Consider the following 16,591-nt stretch of genomic DNA (forward strand, 5'->3'; position numbering starts at 1 on the left):
CGCTGGTTTTAGCGCACAAAAAATAAAGTCCCAATTGTGCCGTTGCAGCTTTCCTTCGTTTTGAACCCGCTCTCAGCAGGTGGGTGCCCTTTTTTAAATCTTGTAAGTCCTCTTAACGAATGAAAAGAGGCTTGTACGCCATTTAAAAATACGGGCTCCCAAATCAAAAAAATGTTCGGTCAAAACTAGGTGTACAACTAACACATCAGGACTTTATTTAACTTGTCAAAATCATATCACAGCAGATTTTGATTTTCAAGAATCAAACTGCTGATCTTTACTGTTTCACTTTTCTTTTGACAGAAAGGTGAAGTTCTTCAAGCTGGGCGTCGCTCACTTCGCCGGGCGCTTCCGTAAGAAGGCAGCTTGCGCTTGCCGTTTTCGGGAAAGCGATCGTATCTCTTAAGTTTGTGCGGCCTGCAAGAAGCATAACCAAACGGTCTAAGCCGAGCGCGATTCCGCCGTGCGGAGGGGCGCCGTATTCAAAGGCTTCAAGAAGGTATCCGAATTCCTCCTCCGCTTCTTCTTTTGTAAAGCCGAGAAGCCCGAACATTTTTTCCTGAACGTCTTTTTCAAAAATACGGATTGAGCCTCCGCCGAGTTCATAGCCGTTTAAGACAAGGTCGTAAGCCTGCGCTTTCATATCTTCAGGCGCCGTTTCAATCAGGTCAAGATCTTCACGGACAGGCATTGTAAACGGGTGGTGAGCCGCATAGAAACGGCCTTCTTCCTCGTCATGCTCCAGTAACGGCCAGTCCACAACCCACAGGAAGTTGAAGAGGCTTTCGTCAATCAGGCCGCGTTCTTTGCCGAGCTTTAAGCGAAGCGCGCCGAGGGATTGAGCCACAACCTCAAACTTATCAGCGCCGAACAGGAGCAGATCGCCTTCAGAAGCATCAAGCGCTTCAGCCAGTTTTGCCTGCTTCTCTTCATCAAAGAATTTCGCAATCGGGCCTTTTACGCCGTCAGCTTCAACTTTCACCCAAGCGAGACCTTTCGCGCCGTAATTTCCGGCAAAAACGCCGAGCGCATCGATATCTTTTCTGGAATAGTCGCCGGCAGCGCCTTTGACATTGATCGCTTTTACAACGCCGCCGTTTGCCACGGCTGATGAGAACACCTTAAATTCAGTATCTTTCACTATGTCTGACACGTCCGTCAGCAGCATGCCGAAGCGGGTGTCAGGCTTGTCGGAACCGTAGCTGTTCATCGCTTCTTCATATGTCATTCGCGGAAGCGGCAGCGGTACTTCAACACCTTTTGTTTCAAGCATGACTTTCGCCATCATCTCTTCCGCCAGAGCCATGATGTCTTCTTGACTCATAAAGGACATTTCGATATCAATCTGCGTAAATTCCGGCTGGCGGTCGGCACGCAAGTCTTCATCGCGGAAGCAGCGGGCCACTTGATAATACCGTTCAAAACCCGACACCATCAGAAGCTGTTTAAAAATCTGCGGCGATTGCGGAAGGGCGTAAAATTCTCCTTCATGCACCCGGCTCGGCACTAAGTAATCACGGGCGCCTTCGGGAGAGCTTTTTGTTAAAATCGGTGTTTCAATATCAAGAAATCCGTTTTCATCTAAGAAATGGCGGATGGATTTTGTGACTTGATGGCGCATTTGCAATGTTTGAAACATCGCCGGGCGGCGCAAATCCAAATAGCGGTGTTTTAACCGGACGTCTTCAGAAACGTCAGCCGCCTGGTCACTGATCGGAAACGGCGGCGTTTTCGCCGTACTGAGCACCGTTACCGCTTCAGCTTTGATTTCAATTTTACCGGTTTTCAGGTTGGGATTCACCGTGCCTTCTTCACGGGCAGAAACCGTGCCTTCGATATCAAGCACATATTCGTTTCTGATTGCTTCCGCTGCGGCAAGGGCTTCCTTCGATACGTCAGGGTTGAACACGACTTGCACAATACCCGAGCGGTCACGCAAATCAATGAAAATCAAGCCGCCGAGATCGCGCCGCTTCTGCACCCACCCTTTCAGTTTGACGGTTTCGCCAATCGCTTTTTCAGTTATCTCGCCACAATAATATGTTCTTCCAAACATAGCGTTCCTCTCCTTCACTGCTTTTGATCTGCCTTTAACACTTGTATCAGCTCGTCTAACACCACTTCACGCTGCTCTCCTGTTTCCGCATCTTTTACATTGATTTTATTCTGGGCAAGCTCATCTTCCCCTAAAATCGCAATAAAACGTGCGCCGAGACGGTCAGCCGTTTTGAATTGGCCCTTCATCTTTTTATTTTCATAATCGATTTCACTTGAGATGCCCGCTTCTCTCAGTTTGTACACGAGGGAAACGGAATAATCCTTCGCTTTTTCTCCGAGCGTCACGATGTAGCAGTCAATCCCCTGATTGACGGGAAGCTCTGTTTTCTCAGCGTCAATGGCTGCCAGCAGACGTTCGATGCTCATCGCAAATCCGATACCCGGCGCTTCAGGTCCGCCGATCTGTTCAACAAGCCCGTCATAGCGGCCCCCGCCGGCAAGGGTTGTAATCGCTCCGAATCCTTCGGCATTGCTCATAATTTCAAAAGCGGTATGGTTATAATAATCAAGCCCTCTGACAAGGTTCGGATCTATTTCGAACGGGATGCCGAGATCGTTTAAGTATTGTTTTACTTTCTCAAAATAAGCGGCTGATTCTTCATTTAAGTAATCAAGAATGGACGGAGCCGTTTTCATCAGTTCATGCTCTCTGTCTTTCTTGCAGTCAAGAATTCTGAGCGGGTTCGTGTGCAGACGCGACTGGCAGTCCGAGCAAAATTCTCCGATGCGCGGTTCAAAGTGTTTGACGAGCGCTTCCCGGTAGGATTTGCGGCTCTCCTGGTCACCAAGGCTGTTCAGCACAAGCTTGACATGTTTCAAACCGGCTTTACGGTAAATACTCATCGCAAGCGCAATGACTTCTGCATCCACGGCCGGATCTTTGGAGCCGATCGCTTCAATTCCGAATTGATAGAATTGGCGGAAACGCCCCGTCTGCGGACGTTCGTAACGGAACATCGGTCCGACATAATAAAGCTTCGTCGGCTGCACCGGGTTCGCAAATAATTTATTTTCATTGAACGCGCGGACTGCGGCAGCCGTTCCTTCCGGCCGAAGCGTCAGGCTTCTCCCTTTACGGTCTTCAAACGTGTACATTTCTTTCTGCACGATATCTGTAGACTCACCGACGCCTCTTGCGAACAATTCCGTATGCTCGAAAATCGGCGTGCGGATTTCTTTATATTGATAAGTGCGGCACGTCTCCCTCATAATTTGTTCGACGAACTGCCATCTGTCTGATTCACCCGGCAGTATGTCCTGTGTGCCTCTTGGAATGTGATATGCCATGTTACAGGCCTCCTTAATGTCTTTCTTCAAATAAAAAAACTCCCGCTCCTACTATACATGTATAGTAGGGACGAGAGTTATACCCGTGGTGCCACCCTAGTTGGAATGCCGAAGCATCCCCGCTCTGACCTTTAACGCAGGTTCACGTCCGCTGCCTAATGACTTGCAAAAGCGTTCAGCAGGGAACCTCCGGAGTGTTGTTTCGAGAAAGATGCAGTGCGGATCCGCTTTCAGCCCGGGACGGTTCCTCTCTTCTCCATGCATTCTGACCTACTCTTCTCCATTATCGGTTCAAAATCGTTATCATGACTTATGTACATCAATTTCTATTATAATAATGGGATTGCACTCCCCTGTCAAGTTTTATTCCGTCTGTTTTTCCTTGCGACCGCTTCTTTCGATAAGAGACCGAACTCCGTCGCCGTCTCTTCAAGAAACCCCGCCTTTTCTCTATCGCTCTGATCACTGAAGTGCAGATTTCCTTCCGCATCGTGCAGCGCGCGTCCCATTTTTGGTTGATATTTCATGATTTGCACACCTTTTCGCTGTATTTATGACTAGTATAAACAAACCATTTTATTTTTATTTAACATTCAGCAAGGAAAATACGATATTATACAAGAATGTATTTTAGTTAGTTCAGAAAGGAGGACAGCCATGAAGAAGAGAACTCTTGCTCTTATTTTATGCGGCGTCATCATCACAGCGCTTCTTCCGTCATTCCACACCGCAATCGCCGCAGAGGGAGAAGCGGTCATCGCGACAGACAAGATCAATGTCAGAGGCGGTCCCGGCCTGAGCTATGGAATTAAGGCTGAAGTAAAAAAAGGGGAAAGATACCCGATCGCTAAAGAAGAGGGAGACTGGGTGCAGCTTCAGCTGAGCCCCGGTAAAACCGGATGGGTCGTTTCCTGGCTGATATCAAAAACAGCCGGGGGAGCAGACAATTCATCCGCAACAAGCGGAACAGTCACTTCCACCGATCCTGACCTCCGCATCAGAAAAGGCCCGGGGACATCATATGAAGTCATCGGCAAACTTCCGCAAGGCGCACATGCATCCGTGCTGGACAAGAACAGCGGATGGGTGAACATTTCTTATCAAGGCACAACCGGATGGGTTTCTTCCGAATACGTCACCGCGGACAGCGGAGGATCGGATACGAAAGCAACTTCCGCCCGAAGCGGGTCAAAAAACGGGACGGTCGGCGTTTCTTCATTGAATGTCAGAAGTGCAGCATCACATGATTCAGCGATTATGACTAAATTATCACGCGGAACAAAGGTTTCCATCTTAAGTGAAGACCACGGCTGGCTGAAAATTGAAGCAAACGGGCAAAAAGGCTGGGCAGCAAGCCACTACATCATAAAGGATTCTGACTCATCGGACAGCGCATCGGGCTCAGGAGACGGTTCTGCCGGCTCAGGCTCCTCGAAAAAAGCGTATATTGTTTACGGCGGCACCAACTTAAGGAGCTCGGCCTCAACTTCCGCTTCTATCGTAAAAAGAGCAGATAAAGGCGCAGCCTACCCGATTGTCGGCTCAAGCGGCAAATGGTATGAAGTCCGGCTTGAAAACGGACAAACCGCATATGTGGCAAACTGGGTCGTACAAACGTCAAAAAGCGGTGAGGAAACAGGCGAAGCACCTTCTCCCAACAAGTCAGGCGGCAGCGGCTCACTTAAAAACAAAACGATCGTCGTTGATCCCGGACACGGAGGAAAAGACAGCGGTACGATCGGCTACTCCGGAAAGTTCGAAAAAAACGTAACGATTAAAACCGCTAAGCTGCTGGCCCAAAAATTGCGGGCATCCGGTGCAAACGTGTATATCACCAGACAGGATGATACTTTTATCAGCCTGCAGGCCAGGGTTTCAACCTCTCATTACCGGAATGCGGATGCCTTTATCAGCATTCACTATGACAGCTATGCCGATACGTCAACACGGGGAAGCACGGCTTATTATTACAGTCCGTCTAAGGATCGCCAGCTTGCCTCAGACGTCCATTCTGAAGTAGTGAAGCGTTCCCCTATCCCGGATCGCGGCGTTCTGTTTGGCGATTATTATGTCCTGAGGGAAAATAAACGGCCTGCCATGCTGTATGAGCTCGGCTATCTCAGTCAACCGCAAGAAGAAACAATCATACATAGCGGCTCTTATCAGGAAAAAGTGACAGACGGAATTGAAAGCGGATTGGAACATTATTTTCAATCATAAAAAAAAGCTGCCGAACGGCAGCTTTTTTATTGTTTAGAATCCATAATCAATGTAATCGGCCCGGAATTCGTCAGCTGAACATCCATCATGGCTCCGAATATTCCGGTTTCCACTTTGACTCCTTTTTCCCGAAGGAGTTCGTTCCACTTTTCATAAAGGAGCACTGCCTGATCCGGTTTAGCCGCATTCATAAAATTCGGGCGTCTCCCTTTCTTCGTTTCGCCGTAAAGCGTAAACTGGGAAACGGATAAAATCTCCCCGCCCGTATCCAAAAGCGATAAATTCATCTTGCCGCTTTCATCATCAAAAATCCGGAGATTCACGATTTTATCCGCCAAGTAAGCGGCATCTTCTTCTGTATCTTCATGAGTGATGCCGACAAGCGCCATAATGCCGGGTCCGATCCGGCCGGCGACAGCGCCGTCAACCGTCACACTTGCTTCTGTTACACGCTGAACAACTAATTTCATAGCAAGCTCCTTTTAGTTCATTACCCGCCGGACTGAATAGATGTCTCTGATCTGCTTAATCCGCTCGACCACTTTATGCAGATGGTTGATGTTTTGAATAAAAATCGCCATATGAATCGTAGCGACTTTATTGCGGTCGGATTTGCCGGAGACAGAGGAGATGTTGGTTTTCGTCTCATTTACGGCTTGGAGCACCTCATTTAAAAGCCCGAGACGGTCATACCCCAAAATCTCAATCTCAACGTTATATTCTTTGCGTCTTTGAACCTGTGATTCATGCTCCCATTCAACGGGGATCAGACGTTCCTGCGCTTCATTCGTTTTGACGTTCGGACAGTCATCCCGGTGAACGGATACACCGCGGCCTTTTGTAATAAAACCGACAATATGGTCGCCAGGCACCGGGTTGCAGCATTTCGACAAGCGGACGAGAAGGTTGTCAATGCCTTTTACGCGCACACCCGCTTCCCGTTTTCTCCCTTGCGGATAATGTTTCGGTTCGGAAGTGACTTCCTGAACGATTTTTTCCTGCTCTTCCTGGTCTCGCAGCTTCCGTTCTTTTTCAGTGAGCCTGTTGGCCACCTGAAGAGCGGTAATGCCGTTATACCCGACCGCCGCATACATATCCTCTTCATTAGAGAAATTGAACTTGTCGGCAACTTTTTGAAGATTTTCGAGTGTTAAAACATCTTTCACTTCAAAATCAAGATTTTTAATTTCTTTCTCGACAAGCTCACGGCCTTTTTCGACGTTTTCTTCACGACGCTGTTTCTTAAAGAATTGGCGAATTTTATGTTTCGCCTGGGAGGTCTGCGCCAGTTTGACCCAGTCTTGACTCGGACCGTATGAATGCTTGGACGTCAGAATCTCGACGATGTCGCCCGTCCGGAGCTTATGGTCAAGCGTCACCATTTTTCCGTTCACTTTCGCCCCGATTGTTTTGTTGCCGATCTCCGAGTGGATCCTGTAGGAAAAATCAATCGGCACAGAGCCTGACGGCAGTTCAATGACATCGCCTTTTGGCGTAAATACGTATACCATGTCAGAAAACAGATCGATTTTCAGCGATTCCATAAATTCTTCCGCATCGGTAGACTCGTTTTGGAATTCAAGAATTTCACGGAACCAGGACAGTTTTTTCTCAAATGTCGCTTCTTCGTTTGCAGCCTTGCCTTCTTTATATGCCCAGTGTGCGGCCACCCCGTATTCAGCGATCTCATGCATCTCAAACGTTCTGATCTGCACTTCCAGCGGATCGCCTTTAGGCCCGATTACGGTCGTATGCAGCGACTGATACATATTCGGCTTAGGCATTGCAATATAATCTTTGAATCTGCCGGGCATCGGCTTCCAGCACGTATGAATAATGCCGAGTACGGCGTAGCAGTCTTTAATGCTTCCGACAAGAATACGGACGGCGAGCAGATCATATATTTCATTGAACTGTTTATTTTGCAGCGCCATCTTGCGGTAAATGCTGTAGATGTGCTTCGGACGTCCTGAAAAGTCCGCTTTGATATTCACTTCTTCGACGCGTTTTTTCACTTCATTGACAACCTCTTCGACATAAAGTTCGCGTTCCGCGCGCTTTTTCTTCATGAGGTTGACGATTCTGTAATATTGCTGAGGATTCAAATAACGGAGAGCGGTGTCTTCCAGCTCCCATTTGATTTTAGAAATCCCGAGCCGATGGGCCAGCGGAGCGAAAATTTCCAGCGTCTCATTTGAAATTCTCCGCTGCTTTTCCTGCGGAAGATGCTTTAACGTCCGCATATTGTGAAGGCGATCCGCCAGCTTGATCAATATGACTCTGATATCCTGAGCCATAGCGACAAACATTTTTCGATGGTTTTCCGCCTGCTGCTCCTCTTGAGATTTATACTTAATTTTACCGAGCTTCGTCACGCCGTCGACAAGCATCGCCACTTCTTCAGAAAATGCTTCCTTCAGGTCGTCGAGGGTGACATCCGTGTCCTCTACCACGTCATGCAGAAATCCGCCCGCAATTGTGGAAGGGTCCATTTCCAGATCGACGAGGATCCCCGCCACCTGAATCGGATGAATAATGTACGGCTCACCTGATTTGCGGTACTGTTCGCGATGCGCGTTTTGCGCATACAGGTAAGCTTTCTCAACAAACGCAATCTGCTCCTCCGGCAGATAAGTGCGCGCTTTATCTATTACTTGCTCGGCAGTCAATACTTGTTCGTTCGCCATGGAATCACCTTTTTTAAATGTAAACTGTATTAGTTTATTATCAAGAAAAAAACGAGAGATGTAAAGGGCAGAAGTTCAAAACACCTAAAGAATCTGTCAGGATGATGAAATAATAGGAAAAAAGCACCCTGACACGAGTGCTTTTTTCCATATGCGGTTAATATTTCATTAATGTTAAAATATCGTAATCGTCAAGCTTGTCTCTGCCGTCAAGGTAAGAAAGCTCGATTAAGAACGCAATACCGGCTACGACGCCGCCCAGTTCTTCGACTAGCTTAATCGTTGCTTCGATCGTGCCGCCTGTTGCAAGCAAGTCATCAGTAATCAGCACGCGCTGTCCCGGCAGAATCGCATCTTTATGAATTGTCAGTACGTCTTTTCCGTACTCCAAACCGTAATCGACTTTAATGACCTCACGCGGAAGTTTTCCTTCTTTCCGAACCGGCGCAAAGCCGACTCCGAGAGCGTATGCAACCGGACAGCCGATAATAAAGCCGCGCGCTTCAGGCCCGACAACTAAATCAATTTCTTTTTCTTTTGCATATTCAACAATTTGGTCAGTGGCGTAACGGTATACGTCGCCTTTGTCCATCAATGTCGTAATATCTTTAAATTGTACGCCTTCTTTCGGGTAATCGGGCACAATTGTTACATATTTTTTAAGATCCATCTGTTCTATGTCCTCCTCGTACTTTCATAAGCTTCTGAACCTTGGTTCATCAGCTTATTCAGCCATTCCTTCAGCTCATGGGCTGCGGAATAATTGAGCTTCTGGTCTAATTCCATCAGCTGCTGTTTTACCTGATAGGTTTGCGAATCTGCCAAGTCGCGTTTTTTCGCGCCGCTCACGACAGACAGCACACCATCTTCTATTTTAACAAAACCGAGATCAAAAAACACCTTTGTCATGAAATTGATTGTGTCAATTGACCATCCTCTGTGTCTCGCAAGCTCTGAACCATGCTTGCCGAAGTCAAAAGCGCCCCTTTTCAAGAGAAATGCGTAAAACCACTTGAAATCATTCCGCGATGGAAATGAGGACAGAAAATGTTCTTCATGATTGATAAAAACAAAATAAATCCGTTCCGGCTTCTTTCCGTCAAGCAAATGCTGCAGGCGATCCGCTGACGGCGGCACATCCAGAAAAACGGCATATTTTCCGTCAAGCTGGAGAGCTTCCGCCTCGGATTCCGAAGTGATCCCGGCAAGCTCGCCCGACAGCTCTTTTTCACGGAGCTTCTGAGCGGTTTTTTCGTTAAAGCTGATGAGCACCCGTTTTTCCTTCGGCAGCGCGGTGACCGTGTCTTCCCACGTCCGCTTGCCCCTGATATCAAAAAGCTGCCATTCCGGCACCGCAGCATCTTTAATCATCAGCTGGGGCTTCTTTCTGTTGTTCCATTCATTAATGGACATCTCGCCAACAATGGAAATCGTTGATCCGGGGACAACTCCGGCTTCAAGCTCTCCTTTGTTAAAGCCGACGCAGTCAAGGACGGCAGAATCACTTTTCACCGTCATTTTCACGTGGTTTTTATTCGCTCCGATCAGGCGCACATCATCAAGCACGGCATTTTTCACCATCACATGCGGTTTAGGGTTAAGCATGCCGAACGGCGACAGCATATTCAATTCTGTAATGCTTTCAACGGTTATGTCTTCAACGCCGCAGACAAGATCAACCTCCTGAACGGGAATAAAATCCTCTTCCGTAAGGGTTTCTTCAGCCATTTGATTCAGCCTGTCCCTTAATTCCGCCACATCTTCAGCCTTCAACGTCATTCCTGCCGCCATCGGATGCCCGCCGAAATGAGGAAGAATGTCTCTGCACTGTGAAAGGCTCGTAAAAAGGTTGAAGCCTCTGATGCTTCGCGCCGACCCTTTAGCGATTCCCTGCTCCTCATCTATCCCAAGCACAACAGCGGGCCGGTAAAAACGTTCAGCCAGCTTCGATGCGACAATACCGACGACTCCCGGATTCCAGCCGGCTTTTGCCACTACAATGGCAGACGGGTTTCCGCCTTGCTGCTGAACCATTTCAACAGCCTCTTCGGTCATGGTTTTCACCATTTTCTGCCGCTCTTTATTCAGCCGGTCAATATCCGAAGCCAGTTCCTCCGCTTCAAACTGATCTTCAGTCATCAGCAGGTGCACGGCGGGATCGGCCTGTTCTATTCTTCCGACGGCATTGAGCCTCGGTGCGACCTGAAATCCGATCGTTTCCTCATCAGCTTGTCCGATATCTCCGCCGGAAAGCTTAATCAGAGCTTTGAGGCCCGGCCGATTTGTCGTCCGAAGCCTTTCGATCCCGAGTGACGCAATTAATCTGTTTTCATCATGAAGAGGCACCAGATCTGCAACCGTACCGATTGCCGCCAAGTCCAGCATAGCTTCCGGCAAAGAACCCGTAAGCGCGTGGGCAAGCTTAAACGCCACACCGACGCCGGCCAATTCTTTAAACGGATAGCCGCAGCCCGGCTGCTTCGGGTGGATGATCGCAAATACGTCAGGAAGCTCGGGTCCCGGCTCATGGTGGTCGGTAATAATGACGTCTAAGCCCAGCTCTTTTGCGACTTCAGCTTCATGGACGGCGGCGATTCCCGTATCCACTGTAATGATCAGCGAAAATCCCCGCTCTTTTATGGAGCGGAAAGCTTGTTCATTCGGGCCGTAGCCTTCTGTGAAACGGTCGGGAATATAAAAGTCAACGTCCGCCGACAGCTGTCTGAGTGCCGTCAGCATCACCGACGTGCTTGTAACGCCGTCTGCATCGTAATCTCCGTAAATCATAATCGGTTCCCCTTGAGAAACCGCCAGTTTTATCCGATCAACTGCTTCCCGCATTCCCTTTAATTCATACGGGTCATAAAAGTCTGCATCCTTTGTATGTAAAAACAGCCTTGCGCTTTCGGCAGTATCAAAACCTCTTTTTACAAGCAGTGATGCCACAAGAGGTGTTATGTCCAATTGTTCTGTGAGTGATTTGACTTTTTCCTGATCCGGCTGCTGGATTTCCCAGCGCATTTTTGACGCTAACATAAATTCACCCCTCAACCACCCTATTATACTAGAGCGGACTGAGGGGTTTCAAATGTTATTCTGATCCTTTTTTCTCTTCAAGCATTTCTTCCGGCGGCGCGGTTGTTTTTTGGCCGTCCGAATCAGCCGTCAATTCACCTGCGGATCTGTTTTCTTTCCGCAGCATTTTAATTTCGCGCTTCAGTTTCATCACTTGAAAGATACCGGCTGAAAACACGATCAGCGCTCCCATTAACACAGAGCCTAAAATGACTAAAATCAGCGGCCATTCAGCGGTTCCGAACAGATAATCAACCTCAACCGCCCGCACGTTAATGACAGCAAAGATGGCGACAATCAAAGTAAATAGTAAAGCGAATATAATAGTCCATTGTTTATTCATGCGTCTGCCCCCAATTGTTCATTCTTATCTTTTCCCCCATTTTCCCGGGAGTAAACCCCGGTCTCAGGAAATCCGGGCCGTTAACTGCTCACGGATCAGCTTTTTCAGTCCGCTTCTTTCTCCCGATATAACGAGGGTGTCCCCTGCTTCAATTACGGTATCAATGCCGGGGCTCAGCTGTTTTTGCCGGTTTTTCTTTACGATCGCAATAATCTGGACGTTGTAATGTTTCTTGATCTCCAAATCTCCGATTGTACGGCTGACAGCCGGTGCATGAGATTCGGCTTTAAACCACTCAATGACGAGGTCATCAAGCGCAACTTCCACAGATTCCAACGCTTTCGGCTTATACGTCATCCCGCCTAAAATAGCGGAAATCTGCCTCGCCTCTTCGTCGTTAAATTCAACGGATGCCAAGCATTCGTCATGATCATTCTCATCGAAGTAATAGAGCTCTTTTCTGCCGTCATCATGAAGAATAATACTGATTTTATCGTGATTTTTCGTAATGACTTCTACTTTCTGGCCGATGCCCGGAAGCTCCGACTCACGAACGTTCATAAGAACCCTCCTACATGTTTTTACAATGATGATTGATTATGTAAGCGTATGTCATTATAGCAAATGCAGGTTTTAAGTTCAATGCGGCCTGAAAAAACAGGCTGCCTTCTGCAAGACAGCCTGTTCCCATTTTACTCTTCGATTGATTTTTTCCCTTTAAATTCTTTACCTTTCCATACAAGCCACAGCTGCGCGGCGATGTAAAGAGAGGAATAAACGCCCGTCAATAAACCGACCAATAAAGCGACGGAGAAGTTTGTAATTGACGATGAGCCCAAAATGAGCAGCACGACGACAACAATCACAACGGTCAAGACCGTATTGATCGAACGTGTAAAGGTTTGCTGCAAGCTCAGATTCACGATATGTTCCAGATCGGCAAATGACTTCGGCTTACGTTTTTTCATCTGCTCACGTATCCGGTCAAATGTAACGATCGTATCATTTATCGAGTAACCGATTATGGTGAGAATAGCGGCGATAAAGGTGACATCGACCTCCAGCCTGGTAATGCTGAAAAACGCGACGATAAAGAAAGCGTCATACAGCAGTGATACAATCGCGGCGACAGCCATTCTGTACTCGAAACGGATTGACACGTAAATAATAATGCCGATTGATGCAATGGCGACGGCATATAAGGCATTACGGGCCAGTTCTTTTCCGACTGTCGGCGATACCGTGCTGACGTTCGGTTCAGATCCGTATTTGTCCTTAAAGTACGTTTTGATTTCAGCGATTTTTTCTTTAGATGGCTCTCCGACAAACCGGGCCGCGGCAACATGGTTCTCTTTACCAGAAAGCACGATGTTTTCCGGTTCCATGCCGAGAGAGTCAAAGTCTTTTTCAACCTGCTGCGCCGTCAATGCATGATTGCTCTGCACGTCAATCCGCGCACCGCTTGCAAAATCGATTCCCAGGTTGAGCTTAAAGACCAGTAAGATGATAATTCCCGCAACGGTTACAGCGCTTGAGAAAATAAAGAAATATTTTCGCTTGCTCGTGAAATCCCATTTTTGGAATGCCGTATGCGGTTCAGTATTTTCATCCGTTTTTTGAATGTCCATAATATGTTTTTTCTTGACGCCGAACCAGCCTTTTTTCCGGTCAAGCCATCTGCTTTCCACGAGAAGGGAGAGCAGGAATCTTGAAAGGAAGACAGCTGTAATAAAGCTTGTCAGAATTGACAGAATCAGCATCGTCGCAAACCCTTTTACAGAGCTTGTCCCGAAAATAAAGAGCACGACCGCTGCGATGATCGTTGTGATGTTCGCATCGAAAATCGTCGCGAATGACCGTCTGTTCCCTGAACGGAAAGCTGAGCGGACGGATTTGCCGAGTTTCAGTTCTTCTTTTATCCGTTCATAGGTGATGATGTTGGCGTCAACCGCCATCCCGACACCCAAAATGAGCGCCGCAATACCCGGAAGCGTCAGCACCGCCTGCATCCAGTCAAACACTTGAAGCGTAATATACACGTATACAGAAAGCGTAATTACCGCTATGAGTCCAGGCAGTCTGTAATAAAGCAGCATAAATAAGAAAACAATTGCAATACCGATGATGCCGGCCTCTACCGTATCATGCAAAGCCTGCTGTCCGAATTGTGCCCCTACTGAAGTAGAGTATTTTTCGGTCAGCTTCACAGGCAGCGCGCCCGCGTTTAAAATATTGGCCAAGTCCTTCGCTTTTTGAACGGTGAATTGACCTTCAATCGTGACATCCTTCGTGTTTAATTCCTGGCTCACATTCGGAGCGGATACATATTTCGGATGTTTTTTGCCGACTTCTTTTTTAAATGAATCACCTTTTTGGTAATCAAGCCAGATCACAAGCTGATTATTAGGCGCCATTTTCTTGACTTTTTTCGTCACTTCTCCGAACTTATCCGCATCCTTCAGCTTAACGCTGACAATCGGTTCGTTCGTCGTCGGATCAAAGGTTTGCTTCGCGCCGTTTTCCACGAGATCAGAGCCGTTTAAAAGCTCTTTATCATTCGTATCCCTGAAGGAGAGCTGCGCTTCCGTTGACAGAATTTCGCGCGCCCTGTTCTGATTCGTGACGCCCGCCAGCTGTACGCGGATGCGGTTATTTCCTTCAATCTGAATGTTCGGCTCGCTTACGCCGAGAACGTTAGCCCGGCGGTTCAGCGCCTGCACCGTGCTGACGAGCACGTCTTTTGTGATTTTATCGCCTTTTTTGACGGGCTGCACATCGTACAGAACTTCAAACCCGCCGCGTAAATCCAATCCTAACGTAATATTATTGGCAGCCGGTTTTGTAAAATACCCCAGCCCTGTGCCGATTAATAATACGATCAGGAAAAACGCAATCAAGCGTCCTTTTTTCATTATGTATTTCCTCCTTAAACCTATGCCGTCAAATCATTATCTCAGCAGTTCATCTAAAGCTTCCTGACCCTCATCGCTTTCCAGCCAATTAGACGACTTAAAAGCTTCGACGGTTGCATAGTTCATAAAATCGCCAATTTTAACTGATAAAATATTGCCGGCCAATTCATACAGCGGCAGTTCCTTTTTCTGTTTCCACTTTTTATGTATTAAGTATGACCATAAACTCTCGTGCTCAACATCATCGTATCCGAGGATTTTGAACTCTTCAAGTTTACTGTACAAGAAAGGCCGCAAATGATCTTTGTACATTTCGGCGGGATGTTTCTCCACTGGGCGCTCGCTCCTTTTTCCATTTTTCTCGAAGACTTGTCATGCTCGGACGACATCGGCGCATATCTTTATTGTATATGATTCCAGGTAGTTTGAGAAGGCAGGGGTTTATAAAATGGCAAAACAGACTTTTTTAAGGGGCACTCTTATTCTCATCGCAGCCGGGATGGTTACGAGAATGCTCGGCTTTGTCAACCGGGTGGTTATCGCCCGGTTTATCGGTGAAGAAGGGGTCGGTTTATACATGATGGCTGCCCCGACATTTTTCTTGGCCACCACTTTGACTCAATTCGGCCTCCCCGTTGCCATCAGCAAACTTGTCGCTGAAGCAAGCGCGCGGGGGGACCGGCAGAAAATGAAACACATTTTAGTGATGTCGCTTACCGTCACCGGGATATTAAGTCTCATCTTCACGCCGCTGTTTTTATGCTTTGCGCCGATTATGTCCGAAACGATGCTGACGGATCAGCGCACGGTTTACCCGCTTCTGGCGATTACGCCCGTCGTGCCGATTATTGCGATCTCCAGCGTGCTGCGCGGTTACTTTCAGGGCAGGCAGAATATGAACCCGCTGGCGTTTTCCCAAGTGCTTGAGCAGATCGTGCGGATTTCACTTGTCGCAGTCTGCACGACGGTGTTTCTGCCGTACGGGATTGAATATGCCGCAGCCGGAGCTATGATTTCGTCTGTCATCGGGGAGCTTGCCTCTCTTATTTATTTATTCATTTGTTTTAAAGCAAATAAAACAATCAGAATCAGAAAACAATTTTTCAAGTCGATTGCAAATGGAAAAGAAACCTTCCGCCAGCTGATGAGCGTGTCGCTCCCGACAACCGGAAGCCGCTTCATCGGAAATTTATCTTGGTTTTTTGAACCTATTGTCGTCGCGCAGAGCCTTGCGATTGCAGGAGTGGCCACCGCTGCCGCCACCAGCCAGTACGGGGAGCTGACCGGATTTGCCATGACGGTTTTGACGCTGCCCAGCTTTATAACCTATTCTCTGTCAACGGCGCTTGTTCCTGCGATCAGTGAAGGGATGGAGCAAAAAAAGCTGCAAGTTGTCGAATACCGTCTGGAACAGGCGATGAGGCTGTGTCTTTTAAGCGGAGGCATTTCGGTGGTTATTTTATTCTCTTTCGCTGATGAACTGATGTCCGTCATGTACGGATCAACTAATGCGGCGGTATTTGTTAAAGTGATGGCGCCGTTTTTTCTGCTTTACTATTTTCAGGGGCCCCTTCAGGCGGTGCTGCAGGCTCTCAATTTAGCCGGGGCCGCCATGATGAACAGTTTTATCGGCGCCGCTGTCAAAACCGGCCTAATTTTTGTTTTGGCGACCAGGCCTTCATTGGGCATCATGGGCGCCGCACTTGCGATTGTAACGGGGATGGTCCTTGTCACCCTGCTGCATGCGGCCACCGTAAGCAAGGTGCTTCCGATCAGCATTAAAATAAAAGAATACGCGCTTTGTTTTGCAGTCATATTCATTTGCGGTTATGTCAGCCGCATCATCAAACACGCCGTTCATTTTTCAGGGTCAGAGGCTGTTAATCTCACAGGCTGGATTGCAATGACCGCGATTTTGTACATAGCGCTTCTTCTGTTATTCAGGCTGATTAAAAGGGAAGAGCTGATCCGGATTCCGGTCATCGGCAAGTTCGTGACGCGGTGAAACC

General features: G+C 47.8%; 13 protein-coding genes, 1 other RNA gene and 1 other annotated feature. Of the genes, 2 read left to right on the plus strand and 12 right to left on the minus strand.

Annotated elements, in window-relative coordinates; all coding sequences use genetic code 11:
- Positions 1-23: 23 nt before the first annotated feature.
- The 4 genes from ssrS to MY7_RS19680 form a co-directional block, all read right to left on the minus strand.
- A non-coding RNA gene (gene ssrS / locus MY7_RS19270) (6S RNA) lies at positions 24-215 on the minus strand.
- A gap of 62 nt (positions 216-277) precedes the next feature.
- The gene (gene aspS / locus MY7_RS11260) at positions 278-2,056 is read right to left on the minus strand and encodes an aspartate--tRNA ligase (protein ID WP_007408199.1); all 1,779 of its coding nucleotides are present in this window, start codon (positions 2,054-2,056) and stop codon (positions 278-280) included.
- A 14-nt stretch (positions 2,057-2,070) separates the two neighbouring features.
- The gene (hisS, locus tag MY7_RS11265; protein WP_007612829.1) at positions 2,071-3,345 is read right to left on the minus strand and encodes a histidine--tRNA ligase; all 1,275 of its coding nucleotides are present in this window, start codon (positions 3,343-3,345) and stop codon (positions 2,071-2,073) included.
- Positions 3,346-3,408: 63 nt separating this feature from the next.
- Positions 3,409-3,641, minus strand: a binding site (T-box leader).
- Between the two features lie 60 nt (positions 3,642-3,701).
- Complete coding sequence (locus MY7_RS19680) at positions 3,702-3,872, minus strand: YrzK family protein (RefSeq protein ID WP_003152722.1); 171 nt, start codon at positions 3,870-3,872, stop codon at positions 3,702-3,704.
- 130 nt (positions 3,873-4,002) lie between these two features.
- On the opposite strand from MY7_RS19680, the gene MY7_RS11270 reads away from it, so the two are divergent.
- Complete coding sequence (locus MY7_RS11270) at positions 4,003-5,565, plus strand: SH3 domain-containing protein (RefSeq protein ID WP_007612832.1); 1,563 nt, start codon at positions 4,003-4,005, stop codon at positions 5,563-5,565.
- 26 nt (positions 5,566-5,591) lie between these two features.
- Here MY7_RS11270 and dtd read toward each other — a convergent pair whose 3' ends face one another.
- The 8 genes from dtd to MY7_RS11310 all read right to left on the minus strand — a co-directional run bounded on the left by dtd (position 5,592) and on the right by MY7_RS11310 (position 14,915).
- Positions 5,592-6,035 carry a D-aminoacyl-tRNA deacylase gene (gene dtd, locus MY7_RS11275; RefSeq protein WP_007408194.1) on the minus strand — a complete coding sequence of 148 codons (444 nt, stop codon included), beginning with the start codon at positions 6,033-6,035 and terminating at the stop codon, positions 5,592-5,594.
- A 12-nt stretch (positions 6,036-6,047) separates the two neighbouring features.
- Positions 6,048-8,252, minus strand: coding sequence for a GTP diphosphokinase (gene relA / locus MY7_RS11280; RefSeq protein ID WP_003152716.1), 2,205 nt, complete (start codon positions 8,250-8,252; stop codon positions 6,048-6,050).
- A gap of 157 nt (positions 8,253-8,409) precedes the next feature.
- Positions 8,410-8,922 carry an adenine phosphoribosyltransferase gene (locus tag MY7_RS11285; protein WP_003152714.1) on the minus strand — a complete coding sequence of 171 codons (513 nt, stop codon included), beginning with the start codon at positions 8,920-8,922 and terminating at the stop codon, positions 8,410-8,412.
- 5 nt (positions 8,923-8,927) lie between these two features.
- Positions 8,928-11,288, minus strand: coding sequence for a single-stranded-DNA-specific exonuclease RecJ (gene recJ / locus MY7_RS11290; protein ID WP_007612834.1), 2,361 nt, complete (start codon positions 11,286-11,288; stop codon positions 8,928-8,930).
- A 55-nt stretch (positions 11,289-11,343) separates the two neighbouring features.
- Entirely contained in the window at positions 11,344-11,670 is a 327-nt protein-coding gene (locus MY7_RS11295) for a LapA family protein (protein WP_007612835.1), read from the minus strand.
- A gap of 63 nt (positions 11,671-11,733) precedes the next feature.
- Positions 11,734-12,231, minus strand: coding sequence for a cation:proton antiporter regulatory subunit (locus MY7_RS11300; RefSeq protein ID WP_007612836.1), 498 nt, complete (start codon positions 12,229-12,231; stop codon positions 11,734-11,736).
- A 131-nt stretch (positions 12,232-12,362) separates the two neighbouring features.
- Positions 12,363-14,582 carry a protein translocase subunit SecDF gene (gene secDF / locus MY7_RS11305; protein WP_007612838.1) on the minus strand — a complete coding sequence of 740 codons (2,220 nt, stop codon included), beginning with the start codon at positions 14,580-14,582 and terminating at the stop codon, positions 12,363-12,365.
- A gap of 36 nt (positions 14,583-14,618) precedes the next feature.
- Entirely contained in the window at positions 14,619-14,915 is a 297-nt protein-coding gene (locus tag MY7_RS11310) for a post-transcriptional regulator (RefSeq protein WP_007612839.1), read from the minus strand.
- Between the two features lie 115 nt (positions 14,916-15,030).
- Between MY7_RS11310 and spoVB the strand changes: the two genes are divergently transcribed.
- Positions 15,031-16,587, plus strand: coding sequence for a stage V sporulation protein B (gene spoVB / locus MY7_RS11315; protein WP_007612840.1), 1,557 nt, complete (start codon positions 15,031-15,033; stop codon positions 16,585-16,587).
- The last annotated feature ends 4 nt before the right edge of the window (positions 16,588-16,591 follow it).

The organism is Bacillus sp. 5B6 (assembly GCF_000259405.1).
In the GTDB taxonomy this organism is placed as follows: Bacteria; Bacillota; Bacilli; order Bacillales; family Bacillaceae; genus Bacillus; species Bacillus velezensis.

Bases quoted from the DNA above. Each gene is read 5' to 3' on its own strand.
- aspS (WP_007408199.1), bottom strand. From the start codon at position 2,056: ATGTTTGGAAGAACATATTATTGTGGCGAGATAACTGAAAAAGCGATT.
- hisS (WP_007612829.1), bottom strand. From the start codon at position 3,345: ATGGCATATCACATTCCAAGAGGCACACAGGACATACTGCCGGGTGAA.
- MY7_RS19680 (WP_003152722.1), bottom strand. From the start codon at position 3,872: ATGAAATATCAACCAAAAATGGGACGCGCGCTGCACGATGCGGAAGGA.
- MY7_RS11270 (WP_007612832.1), top strand. From the start codon at position 4,003: ATGAAGAAGAGAACTCTTGCTCTTATTTTATGCGGCGTCATCATCACA.
- dtd (WP_007408194.1), bottom strand. From the start codon at position 6,035: ATGAAATTAGTTGTTCAGCGTGTAACAGAAGCAAGTGTGACGGTTGAC.
- relA (WP_003152716.1), bottom strand. From the start codon at position 8,252: ATGGCGAACGAACAAGTATTGACTGCCGAGCAAGTAATAGATAAAGCG.
- MY7_RS11285 (WP_003152714.1), bottom strand. From the start codon at position 8,922: ATGGATCTTAAAAAATATGTAACAATTGTGCCCGATTACCCGAAAGAA.
- recJ (WP_007612834.1), bottom strand. From the start codon at position 11,288: ATGTTAGCGTCAAAAATGCGCTGGGAAATCCAGCAGCCGGATCAGGAA.
- MY7_RS11295 (WP_007612835.1), bottom strand. From the start codon at position 11,670: ATGAATAAACAATGGACTATTATATTCGCTTTACTATTTACTTTGATT.
- MY7_RS11300 (WP_007612836.1), bottom strand. From the start codon at position 12,231: ATGAACGTTCGTGAGTCGGAGCTTCCGGGCATCGGCCAGAAAGTAGAA.
- secDF (WP_007612838.1), bottom strand. From the start codon at position 14,582: ATGAAAAAAGGACGCTTGATTGCGTTTTTCCTGATCGTATTATTAATC.
- spoVB (WP_007612840.1), top strand. From the start codon at position 15,031: ATGGCAAAACAGACTTTTTTAAGGGGCACTCTTATTCTCATCGCAGCC.